We start from the raw sequence: 16210 nt of genomic DNA, 5'->3' as shown, positions 1-16210 counted from the left end.
TGAGGTTCTGACCTGGAATTTCCAAGTTAGGGAGTTAGTGATTCACTTCAAATCCTAAAAGATCGGCCCGGGATTGTATCAATTAATGGTGTTAATACCGTATTGTCTTAGTTTTTTGCGAAGGGTGCCGCGGTTCATACCCAGGAATTTAGCAGCTTTAGTTTGATTGCCACCAGTACGCTTCAACGTTGCTTCCAACAATGGAGGTTCAATCTCCCTCATCACAATTTCATAGAGGTCGGCAGGGTCGTGCCCATTGAGACGATCGAAATATTCGTCGAGCGCATGCCGGAGGCATTCTCTAATGGGTGAATCACGATGCTCCTCGCTGATGGTCAGTTTGCAGGGTTCGGTTTGTGTAGGCTCGTCGGTCATGCGGCCACCACTCTCGGCTTGTAACATCAACTATCAAAATTTCCTGTGCTTCGGCGAGCTGTTGCTCGCAAGTTCTATTCCAGATACCAGAAGGGATTACCTGAGGGGCAATCATCATACCCCTGACTGCAAATTGGATAAAGGTCTAAACTTATTTTAGTGACGGTAGCCAGCTAGCAAGGCCCAATTCTCTCTGACTACAGGAACATCGAAGGTGAACCAGTGATGGTAGGCCTGAATAAGCGGTTGGACTTGCTCCGAAGTGATGCCTGACAAAGCGAGACGAGCACCCGGGTGAACTAATTTAGCAAAGCAAGGGGCTAATTCCTGCAAAGGACCAGCCAGGATATTCGCTACCAAGAAGTCAGCTTGGGTTTCTGCAAGTTCAGACGGTGATAAAGCTTGAAGCTGAGAGGCCACTCCATTACAGGCAGCATTTTCCCGGGTAGCCATCAGGGCTTGGGGATCATAATCCACCGCAAAAGCCGCAGCAGCCCCCAGCTTAAGGGCAGCAATTGCCAGGATGCCGGAACCGCAGCCATAGTCAATGACCTGGGCTTGACTGAGGTTGGTGTTGGCTAGCCACTCCAGGCATAACGCGGTGGTGGGGTGGGTGCCCGTACCAAAGGCCAGGCCAGGATCAAGCAAGATATTTACTGCCGTGGGATCAGGGGGAGGGAGCCAACTGGGGCAAATCCAAAGCCGCGAACCAAACTGCATCGGCTTAAAGTGGGTCATCCAGGCCCGTTCCCAATCCTGGTCTGCTAGGATTTCCCAGCGGTGGCTAGGAAACGTTCCCGGGGCCCAATCCTGTCTTAACCCCTCCAGTAGAGCGTCCAGATCAGTGCCCACGGGGAAGAGGGCGCTAACGCGGGTCTGGGTCCACAAGGGGGTATCTCCTGGCGGTGGTTCGAGAAGAGGTTGGTCGGCGGCATCTAGTAGTGTCACCGCCGCCGCGCCTATCTCGCTTAATTGGTTTGATAAGTGCTCGACCTTGTCGGCATTGACCTCGAAGTAAAGCTGAATCCAAGCCATCGAATATCTGCAGGAGATTATAGCCCGAGCATTCGTTCTAAATAGTGGATGTTAGTGCCCCCTGCCCGAAAGTGGGCGTTTCTCAGGATATCTTGGTGGAGGGGAGCATTGCTCTTAATGCCTTCGATGACCAGTTCAGTGAGGGCTGTTTGCATGCGTGCGATGGCAGATTCCCGGGTTTCCCCATGGGCGATGATTTTGCCAATCAAAGAATCGTAGTGGGGCGGGACCGTATAGCCCGTGTACAGGTGGGAATCGACCCTTATTCCTGGGCCTCCGGGTGCATGGTACATGGCGACTGTCCCTGGACTGGGCATGAAATTGCGAGGATCTTCGGCGTTAACCCGGCACTCAATGGCATGGCCTCGGATTTCAATATCTTCCTGGCGATAACTCAATTTCTCCCCGGCGGCAATACGGAGTTGCTCTTTGACGATATCAATACCCGTGATCATTTCGGTCACCGGGTGTTCCACCTGGACGCGGGTATTCATCTCAATGAAATAAAACTCCCCATCTTGATAGAGGAACTCGAAGGTACCCGCTCCTCGATAACCGATCTTGCGGCAGGCTTCGGCGCAGACTTCACCCATACGTTGCCGTTGTTCATCGGTGATGCCGGGGGCAGGTGCTTCCTCAATCACTTTTTGGTGGCGACGTTGCATAGAACAGTCCCGCTCACCAAGGTGGATGGCCTGACCATTGGCATCGGCCAGAACCTGGAATTCCACATGGCGAGGATTTTCCAAATACTTTTCCATGTAAACCATGTCGTTGCTAAAAGCGGCGCCGGCTTCCGTCCGAGTAAGGGAAATCGCCGTTAACAGGTGTGCTTCAGAATGAACCACCCGCATACCCCGGCCGCCCCCACCGCCTGCAGCCTTGATCATGACTGGATAGCCGATTTCTCTGGCAATCGCTAGATTTTCCTCGTCATCTTCTCCCAGTGGTCCTTCAGAGCCAGGTACGCAAGGCACGCCCGAGGATTTCATGGCTTTAATGGCAGAAACTTTATCGCCCATTAGGCGGATGGTTTCGGCCCGTGGACCGATGAACACAAAGCCGCTTTGCTCAACTCGTTCAGCAAAATCAGCATTTTCAGCCAGAAAGCCATAACCTGGATGGATGGCAATGGCATCGGTAATTTCGGCGACACTGATTACTGCGGGGATATTTAAATAACTTTGAAATGATGCCGCGGGTCCGATACAGACGGTTTCGTCTGCAAGCAAGACATGCTTGAGCTCGCGATCCACCTCGGAGTGGATAGCTACTGTCCTGATGCCTAACTCCCGGCAAGCCCGTAAAATACGCAGGGCGATTTCGCCCCGGTTAGCGATAACAACCTTATCCAGCATGGAACTACTTTATGACGAATAAGGGCTGACCATATTCCACGGGTTGTCCATTCTCAACGAGAATGGCAGCAATGGTTCCCGCTTGATCAGCCTCGATTTGATTGAACATTTTCATGGCTTCGATGATGCAGAGCACGTCACCCATCGCAACCTGATGCCCAATCTCTACGAATGGCTTCGTCCCTGGTGTTGGGGATTGGTAAAAAGTGCCAACCATCGGTGACTTGACGAGATGGCCGGAAGGGATTTCTTCTTCCTTTTTGGAGGGGGCCTCTTTGGGGGGGGGAGGCTCAGGAGGAGTCATGGCTGGTGCCGCCGGGGTCGGGGGGAGAACCGTAGACTGGCTATGGCGACAAATACGGACTGACTCCTCTCCTTCATGGATTTCGAGCTCATCAATACCGGAGGATTCGAGCAATTCAATCAGCTTCTTGATCTTTCGTATGTCCATAAATGTCTCGTCTAAATCAGCAAAAACACCGTTAATCAGCAGAAGTACTGGGCTTTAAGGAGGTAAGAGCCGCGCGAGCGCTGCTTGTAAAGCCAATTCATAGCCCATAGGTCCCAACCCACTGATAACCCCTTCGGCAATATCAGAGAAATAGGAATGACGACGAAATGCTTCTCGCCCGTGGATATTTGATAAATGCACTTCAATAAAAGGTATCGCTACAGCGGCTAGGGCGTCCCGCAAGGCGATGCTGGTATGGGTAAACGCCGCCGGGTTAATAATAATAAAATGGATGTCCTCGTGAACGGTCGACTGGACGCGCTCGATAAGAACATGCTCCCCATTGGCCTGGAAGCAGGTTAAGCAATGGCCTGCTTGGAGCGCCTGCTGCTCCAGGCGGGCATTAATAGCTTCCAAGGTCGTGGAGCCATAGTGTTTTGGTTCCCGAGTGCCCAGTAAGTTAAGATTAGGGCCGTGGATGACCAGTAGCTTCGCCATAATCTGGATATGATTGGGTTAATGGGGTCAGCAGCACACTATTTTCCCTAGGCAGATTATTAATTTGCCGCGAATTGTGCACTTTTTGCAGGTAAATGTCTAGATATTGGCGATTTGGGACCGATAATCGAGATGCTCCCCCTATTCCCCCTGTCCCTAAAAACCCACCGATAAGCGGAACTTAGAGCTAACGGTACCTTGCTGAGGGCAATGTCCTTCGGCTATAGCAGTGGCAAGATAAAGTTTTTCGTAGTTTCTTTGTCTAAGGCTCCTGCATGGGTATAAGTAATCTGGCCCGCGCGGTTAATAAAGGCAGTATAGGGGAGGACACCTAAATCGTTACCATAATCGGTAGTGACCAAGGTGCCTTTTTCCTGGCTCACTAGGATGGGATAGTTGATACCATGTTTCTCGATAAATGCTTTGACTTTATCCGGCGTGTCGATAGCGACTCCGATGAACTGGAGGCCCTTTCCCCCTAGCGATTTTTGCAATTCAATGAATTCGGGAATTTCTTTTAGGCACGGTGGACACCAGGTCGCCCAAAAGTTTATCACCAGCACCTTGCCATCCCATTCCCGGATATCATGTTCTACCCCGTTGACATCAGGGAGTTGGAACACGGGCCGGAGCGGCCCCGTGGTGGGATAATTGTCTTGCTGTGCTTGGTATAGGGCATACCCCCCGATACTGGCTAGCACGGCAGCGGCAAGAATTAAAGGCCAGCGGATAATTTTATTCAAGATCGTGCCCCCTTTGGTGTTTGCTGTGCCAGCAAAGCATTGACTTGCTGCAAGTGTTTGAGGAATTCTTTTGGCGAGGCTTCGCCAATGAGCCGTACCCGCTTAAGCTCCGTGCCATCCGGCCCAAAAAATAGCACTGAGGGAGGACCATAAAGAGAAAATTGATTAAGCAACGCCTTATCTTTTGCGTCGTAAGCGGTTACATCAGTTTGCAATAATACGGTATTGCGGAGTGCATTCCTCACTGCGGGATCGCTGAAGGTGGTGACTTCCATCCGCTTACAATCCACACACCAATCCGCGTAGAAGTCTAACATAACCAAGCGATCTCCCGCTTCCTGGAGAGCAAGTTGCAGACCCTCGGGTCCTTTTACAGAGCGGAAATTTAGGCTCTCGGCGGTTGGAGTATCGGCGGAGCGGGCTACCGTCAATCCCCGTAGGGGTTGCCACTCGGTGCCGCTGCCGCTGGCAGCGCCTACAATGAGCAGGATCCCATAAACTAAGGAAATCAGCCCGGTTCCCTTCCACAACTTGCTCCAGCCTATGCTATCGGCTCCTAGTGTCTCCAAGGCGCCGAGATAGACGGCGGAGATAATAAATAGAGCTCCCCACAGGAGCATGATGACGGAGTGGGGGAGAATGCGTGAGAGCAGCCAGATGGCAACGGCAAGTAACAAGACTCCAAAGAGATACTTAACCGGTTGCATCCAGCCACCGGCACGAGGTAAAAGCTTGCCTGCTGAAGTGCCAAAAACTAGCAAGGGAGTGCCCATGCCCATACTCAAGGCAAAGAGGGCAGATCCTCCTAATAGGGCATCCCCGCTCTCTCCGATATAGATCAAGGCACCTGCTAAAGGGGGGGCGACACAGGGGCCGACAATAAGGGCCGAAAATAAGCCCATGAGCCCTGCCCCTAACAGAGTGCCCCCTTTCTGGTTCTGGCTGATATGAAATAGCCGATTCTGTAAGCGTGTAGGCAGCTGGAAGTGGTATAAATCAAACATGGAAAGGGCCAGCAGCACAAAGACCAAACTGGCGCCTACCAGGATACCGGGATGTTGGAAGGTGGCCTGCAGGTTTTCTCCCACCAGTCCGGCGACAATGCCCGCCACGGTATAGGTTAATGCCATGGCAAGGACATACATGAGGGACAGCATAAAGCTGCGCTGGGTGGTGATGTTTTTGCCTTGACCGACAATGATTCCTGACAAAATAGGAATCATGGGAAAAACGCAAGGGGTGAACGCTAATAATAGTCCAAAACCAAAAAAGGCGGCCAGGGTAAGCCAACTCTGGTCATTAAATAGGGCCTGGACAATGCGGTCTTGGGAAGGAAGGGAAATATCCGGGGTTTTCCCTGCTGCCGCCCCCGGGTCTGTGGCTATGGGACTCACTCCGCCGGCGGAAGGCGGAGGCAACTCCAAGCTGATTTTCTGAGTCGTCGGAGGGTAGCAAATCCCGTGAATTTCGGAACATCCTTGCAAGGATGCTTCCAAGGTCACTGTTTCGGCCGCTGTGCCTTGACGGCTTAGACTGATGGGAATTTGGACCTCGGTTTTGCCCTCATAAACTTCTGTAGAACCGAAAAATTGATCCTCTTTGGCCTTGCCAGGCGGCAGTTTCACCGCGGAGACACTCACTCCCGGCGCGTCAAGGATCTGAAAGGCGAACTTGTCCCGGTAGAGGTAGTAGCCCTCGACGATATTCACCCGTGCCATTAGGGTGTTACCATCTTCCACCGCAGCGTCATAGATAAAAGCTTGGTCAACCTTCAGCAGGGGAGGCTTCTCGGTTTCACCAAACCCTAACCGGTCTAGCAGACCGGCAGTGGCTGAAGTACCGGTGAGTAGCATTAAAGTGAAAGCAAGGAATATTCTCATGATTGCTGGGGTAACTCTTCGTCTATCCAACGCAAATAGCCATCCAGGCCGCTGCCGATAGTGACAGCGATGATTTCGGGAAGTTCATAGGGGTGCTGTTCCCTGATAATCTGCTCTACTGCTGAATAATGATCAGCGCGGGACTTAATCAATAGTAAGCATTCACTGTCGGTTTCGATTTTTCCCTGCCAACGGTACACTGAAGTCAATCCCGGGACAATATTCGCACAGGCGGCATGCCGGTTTTCCACCAGCAAAGCCGCGAGCTTCTTGGCCACCTCTTGGTCGGGGCAGGTACAGAAAATGAGTTGGTAAGGGGTATCGCCAGGATTATGCATGATCCATGTTTTTTCAAATGGGTGGGAAATTAAAGGGATCCTATTCTGCTTGGGAAGCTTCTTCGCTGCTAGAGGTCGGGTTCGCTTTGGCTGCTTCAGGTGCTGATTGAGTGGTCCCTCCAGCTGGATCCGCTGATGGCGAAGGAGGGTTTCCTGTAGCAGGTTCTCCAGGCTTAGAGGTAAGAGGGCGTCCCAGTCCTGTCGGCATGCTTTCTGGTTTGGGCCAATCGGAGAAGGGAAACGGCCGCTCCTCAGTGTTATAGGTCAAATAGAGCAACAGATGATAGATATAGGCTGAGGCTTGCCTGCCAAATGTGACGGCCCGCTCATTGCTCCCCCCGGTGAACAGGTTATAAAAAATGAGAAATATGATGGCTGCCCACACCGCAAACTCGGCAAAGGTATAGGCAACGACAAATAGCATCATGAATAGGAAGCGTTTCCAGAAGGTCGGATTTTTTAAGTTTTGAGCAATATGATGATCTTCTTGATGGGTCATAAGCAGGCTCCCGTCAGTATTGTTTTTAAGATTCTTTCAACCCCCATTATAGCAACAGTTTCTCCTTATCTATATCTATTAATGGGGAGCAAATCAGGTGATTAGACTATAAATTTAAGGGTTTTTTGAGCGCTTACGAAGGAGGTAGACGTCAAACCGGGTATTTTTGCTCTCAATAGCAAAGTCTGGTTTTAAGCCTGCCACGGTAGGGGCTAGGCGAGGACGCTTGACAACGACCCGCTGCCGCGCACATTTCAGCGCGGCTTCAAGGAGTAAGGGGGCATTTTCACCGTCGCCTACCAGGGTTCGCAGCAGACGCATTTCCTTCTTAACCAAGGCGCTTTTAGTGCGTTCAGGGTACATGGGATCGAGGTAGACCACCTCAGGAAGATCCCGGGTGCTGAGTTTGGCCATCCAATCTATGGCGTTTGCTTGAATGAATGCCATTCGGGCCACTACTGGCGCGCTTTCAGGTGCTTGGCGTGCGCGCTCCAGACCATCTTCCAACAACGCCCCGACGATGGGTGATTGTTCTAGCAGGAGCACTTGGCAACCTAATGAAGCAAGGACAAAGGCATCCCGGCCTAGGCCGGCGGTCGCATCTAGTACGGTAGGGCAAATGTTTCCCTTGAGGCCGATAGCTCGGGCCAGCGGTTGTTGACGTCCTTCTCCTCGGCGGCGACGGTAACCCATGGCCCCTTTGACAAAGTCTACAAAGAGGGGAGATCCCAGGCCAGGGTGGCGTATTTCCAATCGTTGGGCAGTTAGGACCAGGGCGATAGTAGACCGGTCAAGGGGAGAAGTAAGGAGGGGAAGACCCAGCCGGTGAGCTAATCGGCGGGCAGCATCTCTCTGCTCTGGATCCTCGGAGGCAATGCCGATAGGGAGACTTGCAATAAGCCCCCCCTCGGTATTAGAGACTGTCAGCACTCGCTGCTCTGTGGCGCCAAGATTTTGCGACCACAAGGGAACTAAACGGGGATATCAGTGGGGTAATGGCAGCCATATCAGTCGTCCAGCTTTCATATCCGGCACCACTAGATGGTTCCCATCCGGGGCTAGACCCATGTCCGCAGCAGCCTGGAATTGATCGCTAAGTAAACGGGGAGTGGCTGTAGGGGAGTCCAGCATAAATACTTTTCCGTTTTTATAATCACTCACATAGAGCCGTCCTTGGGTATCTTGGACCAGGCCATCGCCGCCCCCGAAACCGCCGTTAATGCGTTCTAAGCTCCCCGTCTTAAGCGCTATTCGGTAAAGTTCGCCGGTCACAAAATCCACCATTAATAGATGGTTTTTGCCATCCATTAAGAGGCCATTGGGGCCTTTAATTTCGACGGCTGATCCGCCGTCCGCTAGTAGAGCTACTTGACCACTTGGGGAAATCTTAAAAATGGCGCCGCCTTGGCCTTTGAGATCCCCACTGTCAGAAACATAGAGGGTTCCATCGGGCCCAAATTCCAGATCATTGAGAAAACGGGGCGGATGGGGGAAAGCAGCCGCGGTGACAAACTCCTCGCTTATTCCATCCGGGCCAATCCGGACAATACGGGTCCGATCCGTGACATAAATTTGATCGTCCCATACCGCCAACCCCTTAGGATCGTTCAAACCTTTAGCAAAAATTTGGGGTTCCCCATCGCTGCCAATAACTGTAATGACACCGTCACCATCTACATCAAATTCACCGATTTGGGAGACATAGACTCGATCATCTGGACCGGTCAAGGCGGATTCAGGATTAACTAAATCGGTGACTGTGCTGTGGATGGGGTTTTCGCCCCGATAGCGGACTCGATAGATCATGCCACCCCGGTCATCGGAAATATAAAGAGCCCCTTCAGGTCCTTGGATAACATCCACAGGCCGACCCCAAGCTCCCTGAGCAGGGTCTAGCCAGCCGGTGATAAAGTCTGTCGCCCGTACGGGTTTGCCGTCTTCAAAGTGAATCCGGATGACTTTATAGCCGGCATAGCTTTGATTGCGGTTCCAAGAGCCATGGAGAGCCACAAAGGCATCATGCCGATATTCGGCGGGAAATTGATCCCCCGTATAAAAAGTCATCCCCAAGGGGGCAGCATGGGCAGACAGGGTCAAGGCCGGAGGTTCAGTACCCTGGCAGAAATCAGACTCAGGAGCGGAAAAATTGGGATCCGGAACCCGATCGCCCCAACAGTAGGGCCACCCATAATGGGCGCCTTCCTTAACTAAATTAATCTCTTCAGGGGGGAGATCATCACGGGGGGGGCCGCCAGCGGTGGCTGCGCGATTATCCGAGCCATTATTGGTGGCATAGAGGGCGCCCGTCTCTGGGTGCCAAGCAAAGCCTTCGGCGTTTCGTAGGCCGGTCGCATAGACCCCCTCGGGGAGATCGTCAGCGCCCGCCGGGCGGCCATCAGGATAAAAGCGGAGGATACCGCCCTGCCGTGGGTCTTCTTCCACGCAGACATTGCATGAGGAGCCGGCAGTGACATAAAGCAGTCCATCTGGTCCCACTTTGAGGGTCTTCATCGGATGCCTTCCCCCACCTGGAAGGCCGCTGACGACTGTTTCCATGCGGGTTGCAGGGCAGGCTTTGTCCTCCTGCTGCAAGCGAATGATGCCATCTTGATTGGCGACCAGCAGGTCCCCTTCTAAAAAGGCCAGGCCTTGAGGCCCATTCAAGCCATCGGCAACAAGACAAAGAGTGTTTTCCTCTTGGACGCCCTCCTTGGGCAGCATGACGACTTTATTGTGAGTCAATCCCAGAGAAACGTAGAGATTGCCTTCCTCGTCAAAGGCCATAAAGCGGGGGCCGCGATAGAATTCCGCACCAGCCGGCGCTAGGCCACGGGTATAAACTTCCACCTCGAACCCTGGGGGCGCCTTGAGCCTGGCCGTAGGATCCGCCGGAATCGGGATAACCGGCGCCAGGCCCGCAACACACACAGGGCCACTGAGTAAAAAAAACAGGGTCAAGATCAAGTAGCGGATAGGCATAGAGCACTCCTGATGATGGTGATAACTATACACCTTAGTTTAGAAACGCTTTGTCAATGTTGCGCTAATTGTAGGAGGCTAATCCACTTAGCCTACCCCCTTCAGTTTCTAGATTAGCGCCATAACCCTTTTGGGGTATGTTGATTCCAAAGGATGCGGGGGGCAGACTCTACTGTTTATCCTTAACCAGGCCAAATACAGCCTCAGATCGACAAAATAAGCAAATATAGTCCTTAATTCAATATTATTTCTGTTTCCTGGAAAACTTTTCAATAACGAATAGAAAAATGAAGCTATTGAGAAATTTATACTTATACTCTTTTGTTCAAGCTTTGATGTTTATTGTTGCCACGGCAGGTTTCATTAGCCCTACTCCAGTCTATGGGGAAGATAGCCTATGGCAAGCCCTTATAGGGGGTAAGCCTACTCTCTATCTCCGTTATCGCTTCGAGCATGTGGATGATGAAAATAAAAATAAGGACGCCAATGCCAATACCTTGCGGACGGCTTTGGGGTACCGTACGGGGTTATTCTATGATTTTGGCGCTTATCTTGAACTTGAAGATGTCAGGCATTTAGGGGGGGATGACTTCTTTGATGGTGTGAACGGTAAAACCCAATTCCCCGCAGTGATTGATCCCGAAGATACCGAAGTTAATCAAGCCTATCTCAGTTATCAGGGGCTTGATAAAACTGTTTTCAGGGCAGGTCGGCAGATCATTACCTATCGCAAGGCTCCCCTGCACCGCTTTATTGGCACTGTTTTATGGCGGCAGAATTGGCAAACTTTTGATGCCTTTTCAGTGGCGAATCAGTCTTTGCCCGAGACGACCTTAAGCTACGCTTTCATCTGGAACAGCAACCGCATCTTCGGTGAAGATAACTCCCTTCGAAGTGATACCGAGATGAATACTCATCTCTTCAATGCCCAATATACGGGGCTAGCTCACGCCAAAATGGAGGCTTATGGTTATCTGATTGACAATCAAAATGAGGATGAACCGGGAGTGGATTTTGATGAACTAGATTCCACCAAAACCTTTGGTGCTCGGGTTTATGGCGCACCGCCGGTGACGGAGAATATTCGGGTTCTGTATCAAGCTGAATATGCTAACCAAAGTGATTTTGCCGATGGCCGTCGGAATCCCGGAGATGATCGGGAGCCAAACGATTCCGATTATATCCATTTGCAGCTAGGTGGCAGTTATAAAATACTGACTGCCAAGGTCGATTATGAGCGGCTAAGCGGGGATGGTACTTACGGTTTTCAGACGCAACTCGCCACCGGCCATGCTTTCCAGGGGTGGGCGGATAAGTTTTTGAAGACCCCCCGTGACGGTATTCAGGATCTTTATTTTACCGTGAGTGCTACCGCTTTTGGCGCCAAGTTTATGGCGGTCTATCATGAGTTTTGGTCAGATAATCTTGATTATGACTACGGCAGTGAGATTGATTTGTTGGCAACGTATACTTTTATGAAGCACTATACGGTAGGCCTGAAATATGCGGACTACATGGCAGATAATAACACTCAAAACACCCTCCGTAATGGGGGCAGCCTAGATAAAGATATCTCTAAATTTTGGGCCTTCGCTCAATTACAGTTCTAGCGGCGGGAAAATTTAGAAAAGGGCTCTTAAACAAGGAACCCCGCTGAAGCGGGGTTCCTTGTTTAATTATTTGATTTTAAGATATTTTATTCTTCATGCCCACCTTCATCATGATGATGTTCCATTTTATGTTCCTTTTTCATAGATATTAGTTTATCTTTTTGTTCTTTTGTCAGCACATTGTTGACTTCGCTGCGCTCTTTTAATGCATTGTCTACCATCTTGTTTAAGGCATCGATGTGGTTTTTGGAAGCGGCGCGTATGGCATTATCTTGGGTGCTCGGGTTCATCAAGCCTTTATGGGCCTCGACCATACTGTTATGCAGTTTTTTCATAAGTTCTTTGCGGATTTTTTTATGGTCTAGATGGATCCGCATGATACTGCCTAATTGATCATTAGAGAGATTCAGCTTTTCAGCTTTTGAGAGCACCATATGAGCGTATCCCGAATGTTTTTTCCCGTGATTATGATGCTCATCAGATTTTCCATGATCGTCTCCTCCTCCCAAGGAGATAACAGGGAAAGCCAAGGCGAATATGAGAACGGAAATAGCGAGTATTGATTTTTTCATCTGAGACCTCCAAAAAGGTAGGGTGGATAAGGGAACTACATTAAGGATTCTTTCTCTCTTAAAATTAAGGCAGTTAGTTCCGACCTCTAAGTAAGGGCTTTAGTTCCGGTTTCTAAGTAAGGCCTTTGGCGTCATTGAGGTTAGCATTGTCTAGGTTGGCACCGCGGAGGTTGGTCTGATAAAGGTTCGCATGGGATAAGTCGGTCCATTCTAGGTTGGCAGCGGATAGATCAGCTCCCTGAAGATCAGCCGCCTGTAATTTACAACTGTTGAGGTCCGCTCCCCGAAGCCTAGCATTGGTCAGGTTCGCTTCTTTTAGGCTGGCAAGGATGAGGGTGCATCCTTGAAGGTCAGCATTTTCTAGATTGGCCCCCTCTAGGCAGGCCAAGGTCAGGTTGGCTCGCTGGAGATTAACGCCTTTCAGATTAGCCCCCCGAAGGATAACCCCATCAAGGTGGGCTTGTTGACCTTCTTTTCCCTCTGATCGTAGCCACTGTTGATGGGCGGCAAGGATATTCTTGAATTCGTTCTCATGCAGATGGAGGGACTCTTCGTTAGATGATGTCAGCATTATCCTGGTGTTTGACAGTTTTAGGTTGGAAATCAATAGGGTCCGTAATGCTTGTCTCGGAGAGATTAAGCTCTCTTTATTTTAATAAATTTAATTTTTCTTCCAAGTAGGGGATAAGTAATGAAATATTTTTCCCCAAGGCTGTTACTTGTTTGCCTGGCCCTGGGTGATGGTAAAGATTACCAGGCAGGCGGCAAGTTTCGAGGGATAACAATGGTTTTGGAAGTGACTTCGATATAGCCCCCAGTGGCAAGATCCCCCATGATACGGCTGACCATCTCCCGGGAGGCGCCTACTCTTTGCGCAATCTCCTGATGGGTGGGACGTTCTTCGATGATCAGCTTACCGTCTTTTTCAGTGGCAAGGTCCAAAAGAGTGCGGGCGACCCGGCCATAGACATCCAGTAATGCTAAGTTCCTGACACTCTCGGTGAGAGAACGGACTCGGTGGGTTAAAGTACAAAGGAGCTTGAGCGCGAAATCAGGATGTTCTTTAAGGCAGCGGCTAAATACGGCTTTTGAGACCACCGATAGACGGGATTTTTCAAGGGTCATCACGGAGGCTGAGCGGGGTCTCTCATCAAGCAGTGCTAACTCGCCAAAGTATTCTCCTTCTTTCTGGGTCCGGAGAATGGCTTCTTTGCCATTTTCATCGCTGACATAAACCTTCACCTTACCGCTCAAGATGATATAAAGCGAGTCGCTGAGATCCCCCTCGTGAATCAAGACTGTATGCTTCGGGTAGCTCCTAGTGACTCCGCAACTGCAAAGCAACTCTAGGTCTTCTGGAGAGAATTCTAAGGGGGATAATGTATTTAAAGGCATTGAATGTCATCCTAATGGGGGTACCCCTGTCGCCATAGTTCAAATGGAAATATTCCTTAATTAGACTACTGTACAAAATTATAGGCAATTACCCTATCTCTAAGCAGGGGAGACAAACATGTCAAGGCCAGCTAAGGCTGCCGTACTAGGACTACTCACGGCGTGGGGGGGCTTCCTGGCAACGATAGCACCATCCCTAGGCCGCCTCGAACTTGATTTGGGACTCCTTTGGCTTTTCAAATTGCGGGGGCCTCGTGCGGCACCTGAAGAAGTGGTTATTGTCACTATTGACCGGGAGTCCTCGGATTGGTTTGGTTTGCCAAACGAGCCGGATAAATGGCCGCGAAAACTTCATGCCCGTCTCGTACATCGCCTTACCCAGAGTGGTGCGGCGGTAATTGCCTTTGACGTTATTTTCGATGAGCCCCGCAACCCTGACCAGGACCAACTTTTTGCAGAAGCTATCCGGGAAGCGGGCAATGTGGTCTTATTTGAGTATTTAAAAAAGAAGCGGAAACGGGTTGCAATCGGAGGCAAGCAAGCAGAGATCGAAATCGAGGAACGGCTACCCCCTGTTTCTGAACTCGCCAGTGCTGCCGCCATGACAGCACCGTTTCCACTCCCTAAAGTGCCGGTTAGGGTTAATCAAGCCTGGCTTTTTAAACTTGGCATACCCACGTTGCCGGTTACCGCTTTACAGGTCTATGCACGTCCTTATTATGAAGATTTCTTGCGTTTACTCAATGAGGTGGAAATGGCTACGGGAGAAACCCAGCGGCTGAAAAGCGAATGGGAAACTGCTCCAGGCCAATCAGACCTTACGGCGCTAGCTATACATCTGCAAAAACTATTTCAGGGGGAGGCTCAACTGCCCCAAAGCCTGTTGGCTCGTTTGCAGAGCTCTGAGTCCCTTACTCACTCTCAAGGGCACTCTGTAGTTGCCGCTTTGATTAGGGTCTTTAGCTCTCCAGAGAGCCTTTTCCTGGATTTTTATGGCCCCCCTCACAGTATCAGCACTATCCCCTATCACCGGATATTGGCGGGAGAGGGGGAGGCTTCTTTGCCTGTTTCATTTAAAGGCAAAGCTGTTTTTGTAGGTTTTAGTGAGCAATTTCAACCGGAGCAAAAAGACGGATTTTATACTGTTTACTCCCAGCCGGATGGCTTAGATATCAGTGGGGTAGAGATTGCAGCTACGGTCTTTGCCAATCTTTTGGAAAGTCGCAGCGTGACTCCCTTGCCCCTTTTTCTCCATTACCTTGTGATTGTGCTGTGGGGAGTGGCGATAGGATTTTTATTCCTGTTTCTGAATGCTTATGCTTTGATTCCTACCGCGGTGGCCCTGGCAGTAGGCTATATGAGTGTGGCCTATCACTTATTTGTAAGTGAGGGACTATGGCTGCCCCTGGTAATACCTTTACTGTGGCAATTGCCATTTGGATTGCTAGGGGCCTTGTTATGGCGGTATCTGACTATTGGGAAGGCCATTAGACCTTATCTTCCAGATTGGTTTTGGAGAAGGTGGAATCGGCATTCCGAACCACCGCCAGCGCAAATTGCTAAGGGGGTTTGCCTTGCCACAGACGTCCAGCAGTATACACCTCTTGCGGAGCGCCTTGAGCTTAATCAGTTGTACTTACTCCTTAATGAATATTTCCAAAATATCTTTGAACCCGTAAAGTTTCGGGGAGGGGAAATCTCGGATATAAGAGGCGATGCGATAATGGCCATATGGGTAGAGGCAGTTCGCAAACAGAGCCTCCGAGAGCAGGCCTGTTTAGCTGCTCTCGATATTGTTGACGCCGTTGCAGAATTCAACCACCGTACCCCCGAAGTTTCTCTGCCTACCCGGATAGGATTGCATTACGGCAAAATGGTCATTGGTGAGGTAGGTTCCAGGGATCATCTCGAATATCGGTCAGTGGGGGATGTGGCCAATGTGGCCAGTAGAATTGAGAATTTAAACAAGATCCTAGGGACCTGCGTGTTGACCTCCGGTGAAGTCATTGCAGGGCTAGAAAGCATCTTTACCCGGAAGGTCGGATGTTTCCGTGTAAGGGGAAGAAGCCAGCCCTTAGCCATTCATGAGCTGGTCTGCCGCACAGAAGAGGTAAACAAGACTCTACGAGACCACTGTGAGCAATTCGAAGCAGCCCTTCGGATATTCCAGCGCCAACGGTGGCAAGAGGCTTTGTTGGCTTTCAGAGCGTTATTAGCAAGCTATGGTAATGATGGCCCTTCCTATTTTTATCTGCGCTTAGCCGGGCATTATGCTCAAAAGCCCCCTGCTACTTCCTGGGACGGCATTATTGATTTGGGTTATGTAGAGGAACGCCGTAAGGCAACCCGATCGGGGCTGACGGTCACAGCCGAGCATAGGGAAAAAAGCTGGAAGAAGACTTCAATGTAGGCTACATAAAATTATAAAGGTATAAACAAAGAGGGGTTTTCCTAGGAGGGGGATGTTCTGATAAAGG

The 16210-nt window shown here is 50.5% G+C and carries 16 protein-coding genes; 2 read left to right on the top strand and 14 right to left on the bottom strand.

Going from position 1 to position 16210, the window contains the following annotated elements; genetic code table 11:
- Positions 1-78: 78 nt before the first annotated feature.
- The 11 genes from fis to NHAL_RS17230 all read right to left on the bottom strand — a co-directional run bounded on the left by fis (position 79) and on the right by NHAL_RS17230 (position 10156).
- A complete protein-coding gene (gene fis, locus NHAL_RS17280; protein ID WP_013034435.1) occupies positions 79-402 on the bottom strand; it encodes a DNA-binding transcriptional regulator Fis in 324 nt (107 codons plus the stop codon).
- A 129-nt stretch (positions 403-531) separates the two neighbouring features.
- Entirely contained in the window at positions 532-1410 is an 879-nt protein-coding gene (gene prmA / locus NHAL_RS17275) for a 50S ribosomal protein L11 methyltransferase (RefSeq protein ID WP_013034434.1), read from the bottom strand.
- Positions 1411-1427: 17 nt separating this feature from the next.
- Entirely contained in the window at positions 1428-2768 is a 1341-nt protein-coding gene (gene accC, locus NHAL_RS17270) for an acetyl-CoA carboxylase biotin carboxylase subunit (RefSeq protein WP_013034433.1), read from the bottom strand.
- A 4-nt stretch (positions 2769-2772) separates the two neighbouring features.
- Positions 2773-3219, bottom strand: a complete 447-nt coding sequence (accB, locus tag NHAL_RS17265; protein ID WP_013034432.1) for an acetyl-CoA carboxylase biotin carboxyl carrier protein — start codon at positions 3217-3219, stop codon at positions 2773-2775.
- Between the two features lie 54 nt (positions 3220-3273).
- Entirely contained in the window at positions 3274-3717 is a 444-nt protein-coding gene (gene aroQ / locus NHAL_RS17260; RefSeq protein ID WP_013034431.1) for a type II 3-dehydroquinate dehydratase, read from the bottom strand.
- A 221-nt stretch (positions 3718-3938) separates the two neighbouring features.
- Positions 3939-4460, bottom strand: a complete 522-nt coding sequence (locus NHAL_RS17255; protein ID WP_013034430.1) for a TlpA family protein disulfide reductase — start codon at positions 4458-4460, stop codon at positions 3939-3941.
- Positions 4457-6340, bottom strand: coding sequence for a protein-disulfide reductase DsbD (gene dsbD, locus NHAL_RS17250; protein ID WP_013034429.1), 1884 nt, complete (start codon positions 6338-6340; stop codon positions 4457-4459). Before dsbD ends, NHAL_RS17255 begins: the two co-directional genes overlap by 4 nt.
- A complete protein-coding gene (cutA, locus tag NHAL_RS17245; protein ID WP_013034428.1) occupies positions 6337-6678 on the bottom strand; it encodes a divalent-cation tolerance protein CutA in 342 nt (113 codons plus the stop codon). Before cutA ends, dsbD begins: the two co-directional genes overlap by 4 nt.
- Positions 6679-6718: 40 nt before the next feature.
- Complete coding sequence (locus NHAL_RS17240; protein WP_013034427.1) at positions 6719-7177, bottom strand: DUF4389 domain-containing protein; 459 nt, start codon at positions 7175-7177, stop codon at positions 6719-6721.
- A gap of 114 nt (positions 7178-7291) precedes the next feature.
- On the bottom strand, positions 7292-8059 hold the full coding sequence (locus NHAL_RS17235) for a class I SAM-dependent methyltransferase (RefSeq protein ID WP_041355940.1): 768 nt from the start codon (positions 8057-8059) through the stop codon (positions 7292-7294).
- Positions 8060-8161: 102 nt separating this feature from the next.
- Complete coding sequence (locus NHAL_RS17230; RefSeq protein WP_013034425.1) at positions 8162-10156, bottom strand: PQQ-dependent sugar dehydrogenase; 1995 nt, start codon at positions 10154-10156, stop codon at positions 8162-8164.
- A 287-nt stretch (positions 10157-10443) separates the two neighbouring features.
- Here NHAL_RS17230 and NHAL_RS17225 point away from each other — a divergent pair, with 287 nt between their 5' ends.
- Complete coding sequence (locus NHAL_RS17225) at positions 10444-11766, top strand: alginate export family protein (RefSeq protein WP_013034424.1); 1323 nt, start codon at positions 10444-10446, stop codon at positions 11764-11766.
- Between the two features lie 86 nt (positions 11767-11852).
- Here the strand turns inward: NHAL_RS17225 and NHAL_RS17220 are convergent, their stop codons facing one another.
- The 3 genes from NHAL_RS17220 to NHAL_RS17210 form a co-directional block, all read right to left on the bottom strand.
- Complete coding sequence (locus tag NHAL_RS17220; RefSeq protein ID WP_013034423.1) at positions 11853-12338, bottom strand: Spy/CpxP family protein refolding chaperone; 486 nt, start codon at positions 12336-12338, stop codon at positions 11853-11855.
- A 112-nt stretch (positions 12339-12450) separates the two neighbouring features.
- Complete coding sequence (locus NHAL_RS17215) at positions 12451-12909, bottom strand: pentapeptide repeat-containing protein (protein WP_013034422.1); 459 nt, start codon at positions 12907-12909, stop codon at positions 12451-12453.
- A 179-nt stretch (positions 12910-13088) separates the two neighbouring features.
- Positions 13089-13733: a Crp/Fnr family transcriptional regulator gene (locus tag NHAL_RS17210; RefSeq protein ID WP_013034421.1), complete on the bottom strand. Its 645-nt coding sequence runs from the start codon at positions 13731-13733 to the stop codon at positions 13089-13091.
- 118 nt (positions 13734-13851) lie between these two features.
- On the opposite strand from NHAL_RS17210, the gene NHAL_RS17205 reads away from it, so the two are divergent.
- Positions 13852-16143 carry a CHASE2 domain-containing protein gene (locus tag NHAL_RS17205; RefSeq protein ID WP_013034420.1) on the top strand — a complete coding sequence of 764 codons (2292 nt, stop codon included), beginning with the start codon at positions 13852-13854 and terminating at the stop codon, positions 16141-16143.
- Positions 16144-16210 lie beyond the last annotated feature (67 nt).

Origin of the sequence: Nitrosococcus halophilus Nc 4 (genome assembly GCF_000024725.1) — a bacterium.
Lineage (GTDB): Bacteria > Pseudomonadota > Gammaproteobacteria > Nitrosococcales > Nitrosococcaceae > Nitrosococcus > Nitrosococcus halophilus.
This window is presented reverse-complemented; position numbering and strand designations above follow the sequence as displayed.

Bases quoted from the DNA above. Each gene is read 5' to 3' on its own strand.
- fis (WP_013034435.1), bottom strand. From the start codon at position 402: ATGTTACAAGCCGAGAGTGGTGGCCGCATGACCGACGAGCCTACACAA.
- prmA (WP_013034434.1), bottom strand. From the start codon at position 1,410: ATGGCTTGGATTCAGCTTTACTTCGAGGTCAATGCCGACAAGGTCGAG.
- accC (WP_013034433.1), bottom strand. From the start codon at position 2,768: ATGCTGGATAAGGTTGTTATCGCTAACCGGGGCGAAATCGCCCTGCGT.
- accB (WP_013034432.1), bottom strand. From the start codon at position 3,219: ATGGACATACGAAAGATCAAGAAGCTGATTGAATTGCTCGAATCCTCC.
- aroQ (WP_013034431.1), bottom strand. From the start codon at position 3,717: ATGGCGAAGCTACTGGTCATCCACGGCCCTAATCTTAACTTACTGGGC.
- dsbD (WP_013034429.1), bottom strand. From the start codon at position 6,340: ATGAGAATATTCCTTGCTTTCACTTTAATGCTACTCACCGGTACTTCA.
- cutA (WP_013034428.1), bottom strand. From the start codon at position 6,678: ATGCATAATCCTGGCGATACCCCTTACCAACTCATTTTCTGTACCTGC.
- NHAL_RS17240 (WP_013034427.1), bottom strand. From the start codon at position 7,177: ATGACCCATCAAGAAGATCATCATATTGCTCAAAACTTAAAAAATCCG.
- NHAL_RS17230 (WP_013034425.1), bottom strand. From the start codon at position 10,156: ATGCCTATCCGCTACTTGATCTTGACCCTGTTTTTTTTACTCAGTGGC.
- NHAL_RS17225 (WP_013034424.1), top strand. From the start codon at position 10,444: ATGAAGCTATTGAGAAATTTATACTTATACTCTTTTGTTCAAGCTTTG.
- NHAL_RS17220 (WP_013034423.1), bottom strand. From the start codon at position 12,338: ATGAAAAAATCAATACTCGCTATTTCCGTTCTCATATTCGCCTTGGCT.
- NHAL_RS17215 (WP_013034422.1), bottom strand. From the start codon at position 12,909: ATGCTGACATCATCTAACGAAGAGTCCCTCCATCTGCATGAGAACGAA.
- NHAL_RS17210 (WP_013034421.1), bottom strand. From the start codon at position 13,733: ATGCCTTTAAATACATTATCCCCCTTAGAATTCTCTCCAGAAGACCTA.
- NHAL_RS17205 (WP_013034420.1), top strand. From the start codon at position 13,852: ATGTCAAGGCCAGCTAAGGCTGCCGTACTAGGACTACTCACGGCGTGG.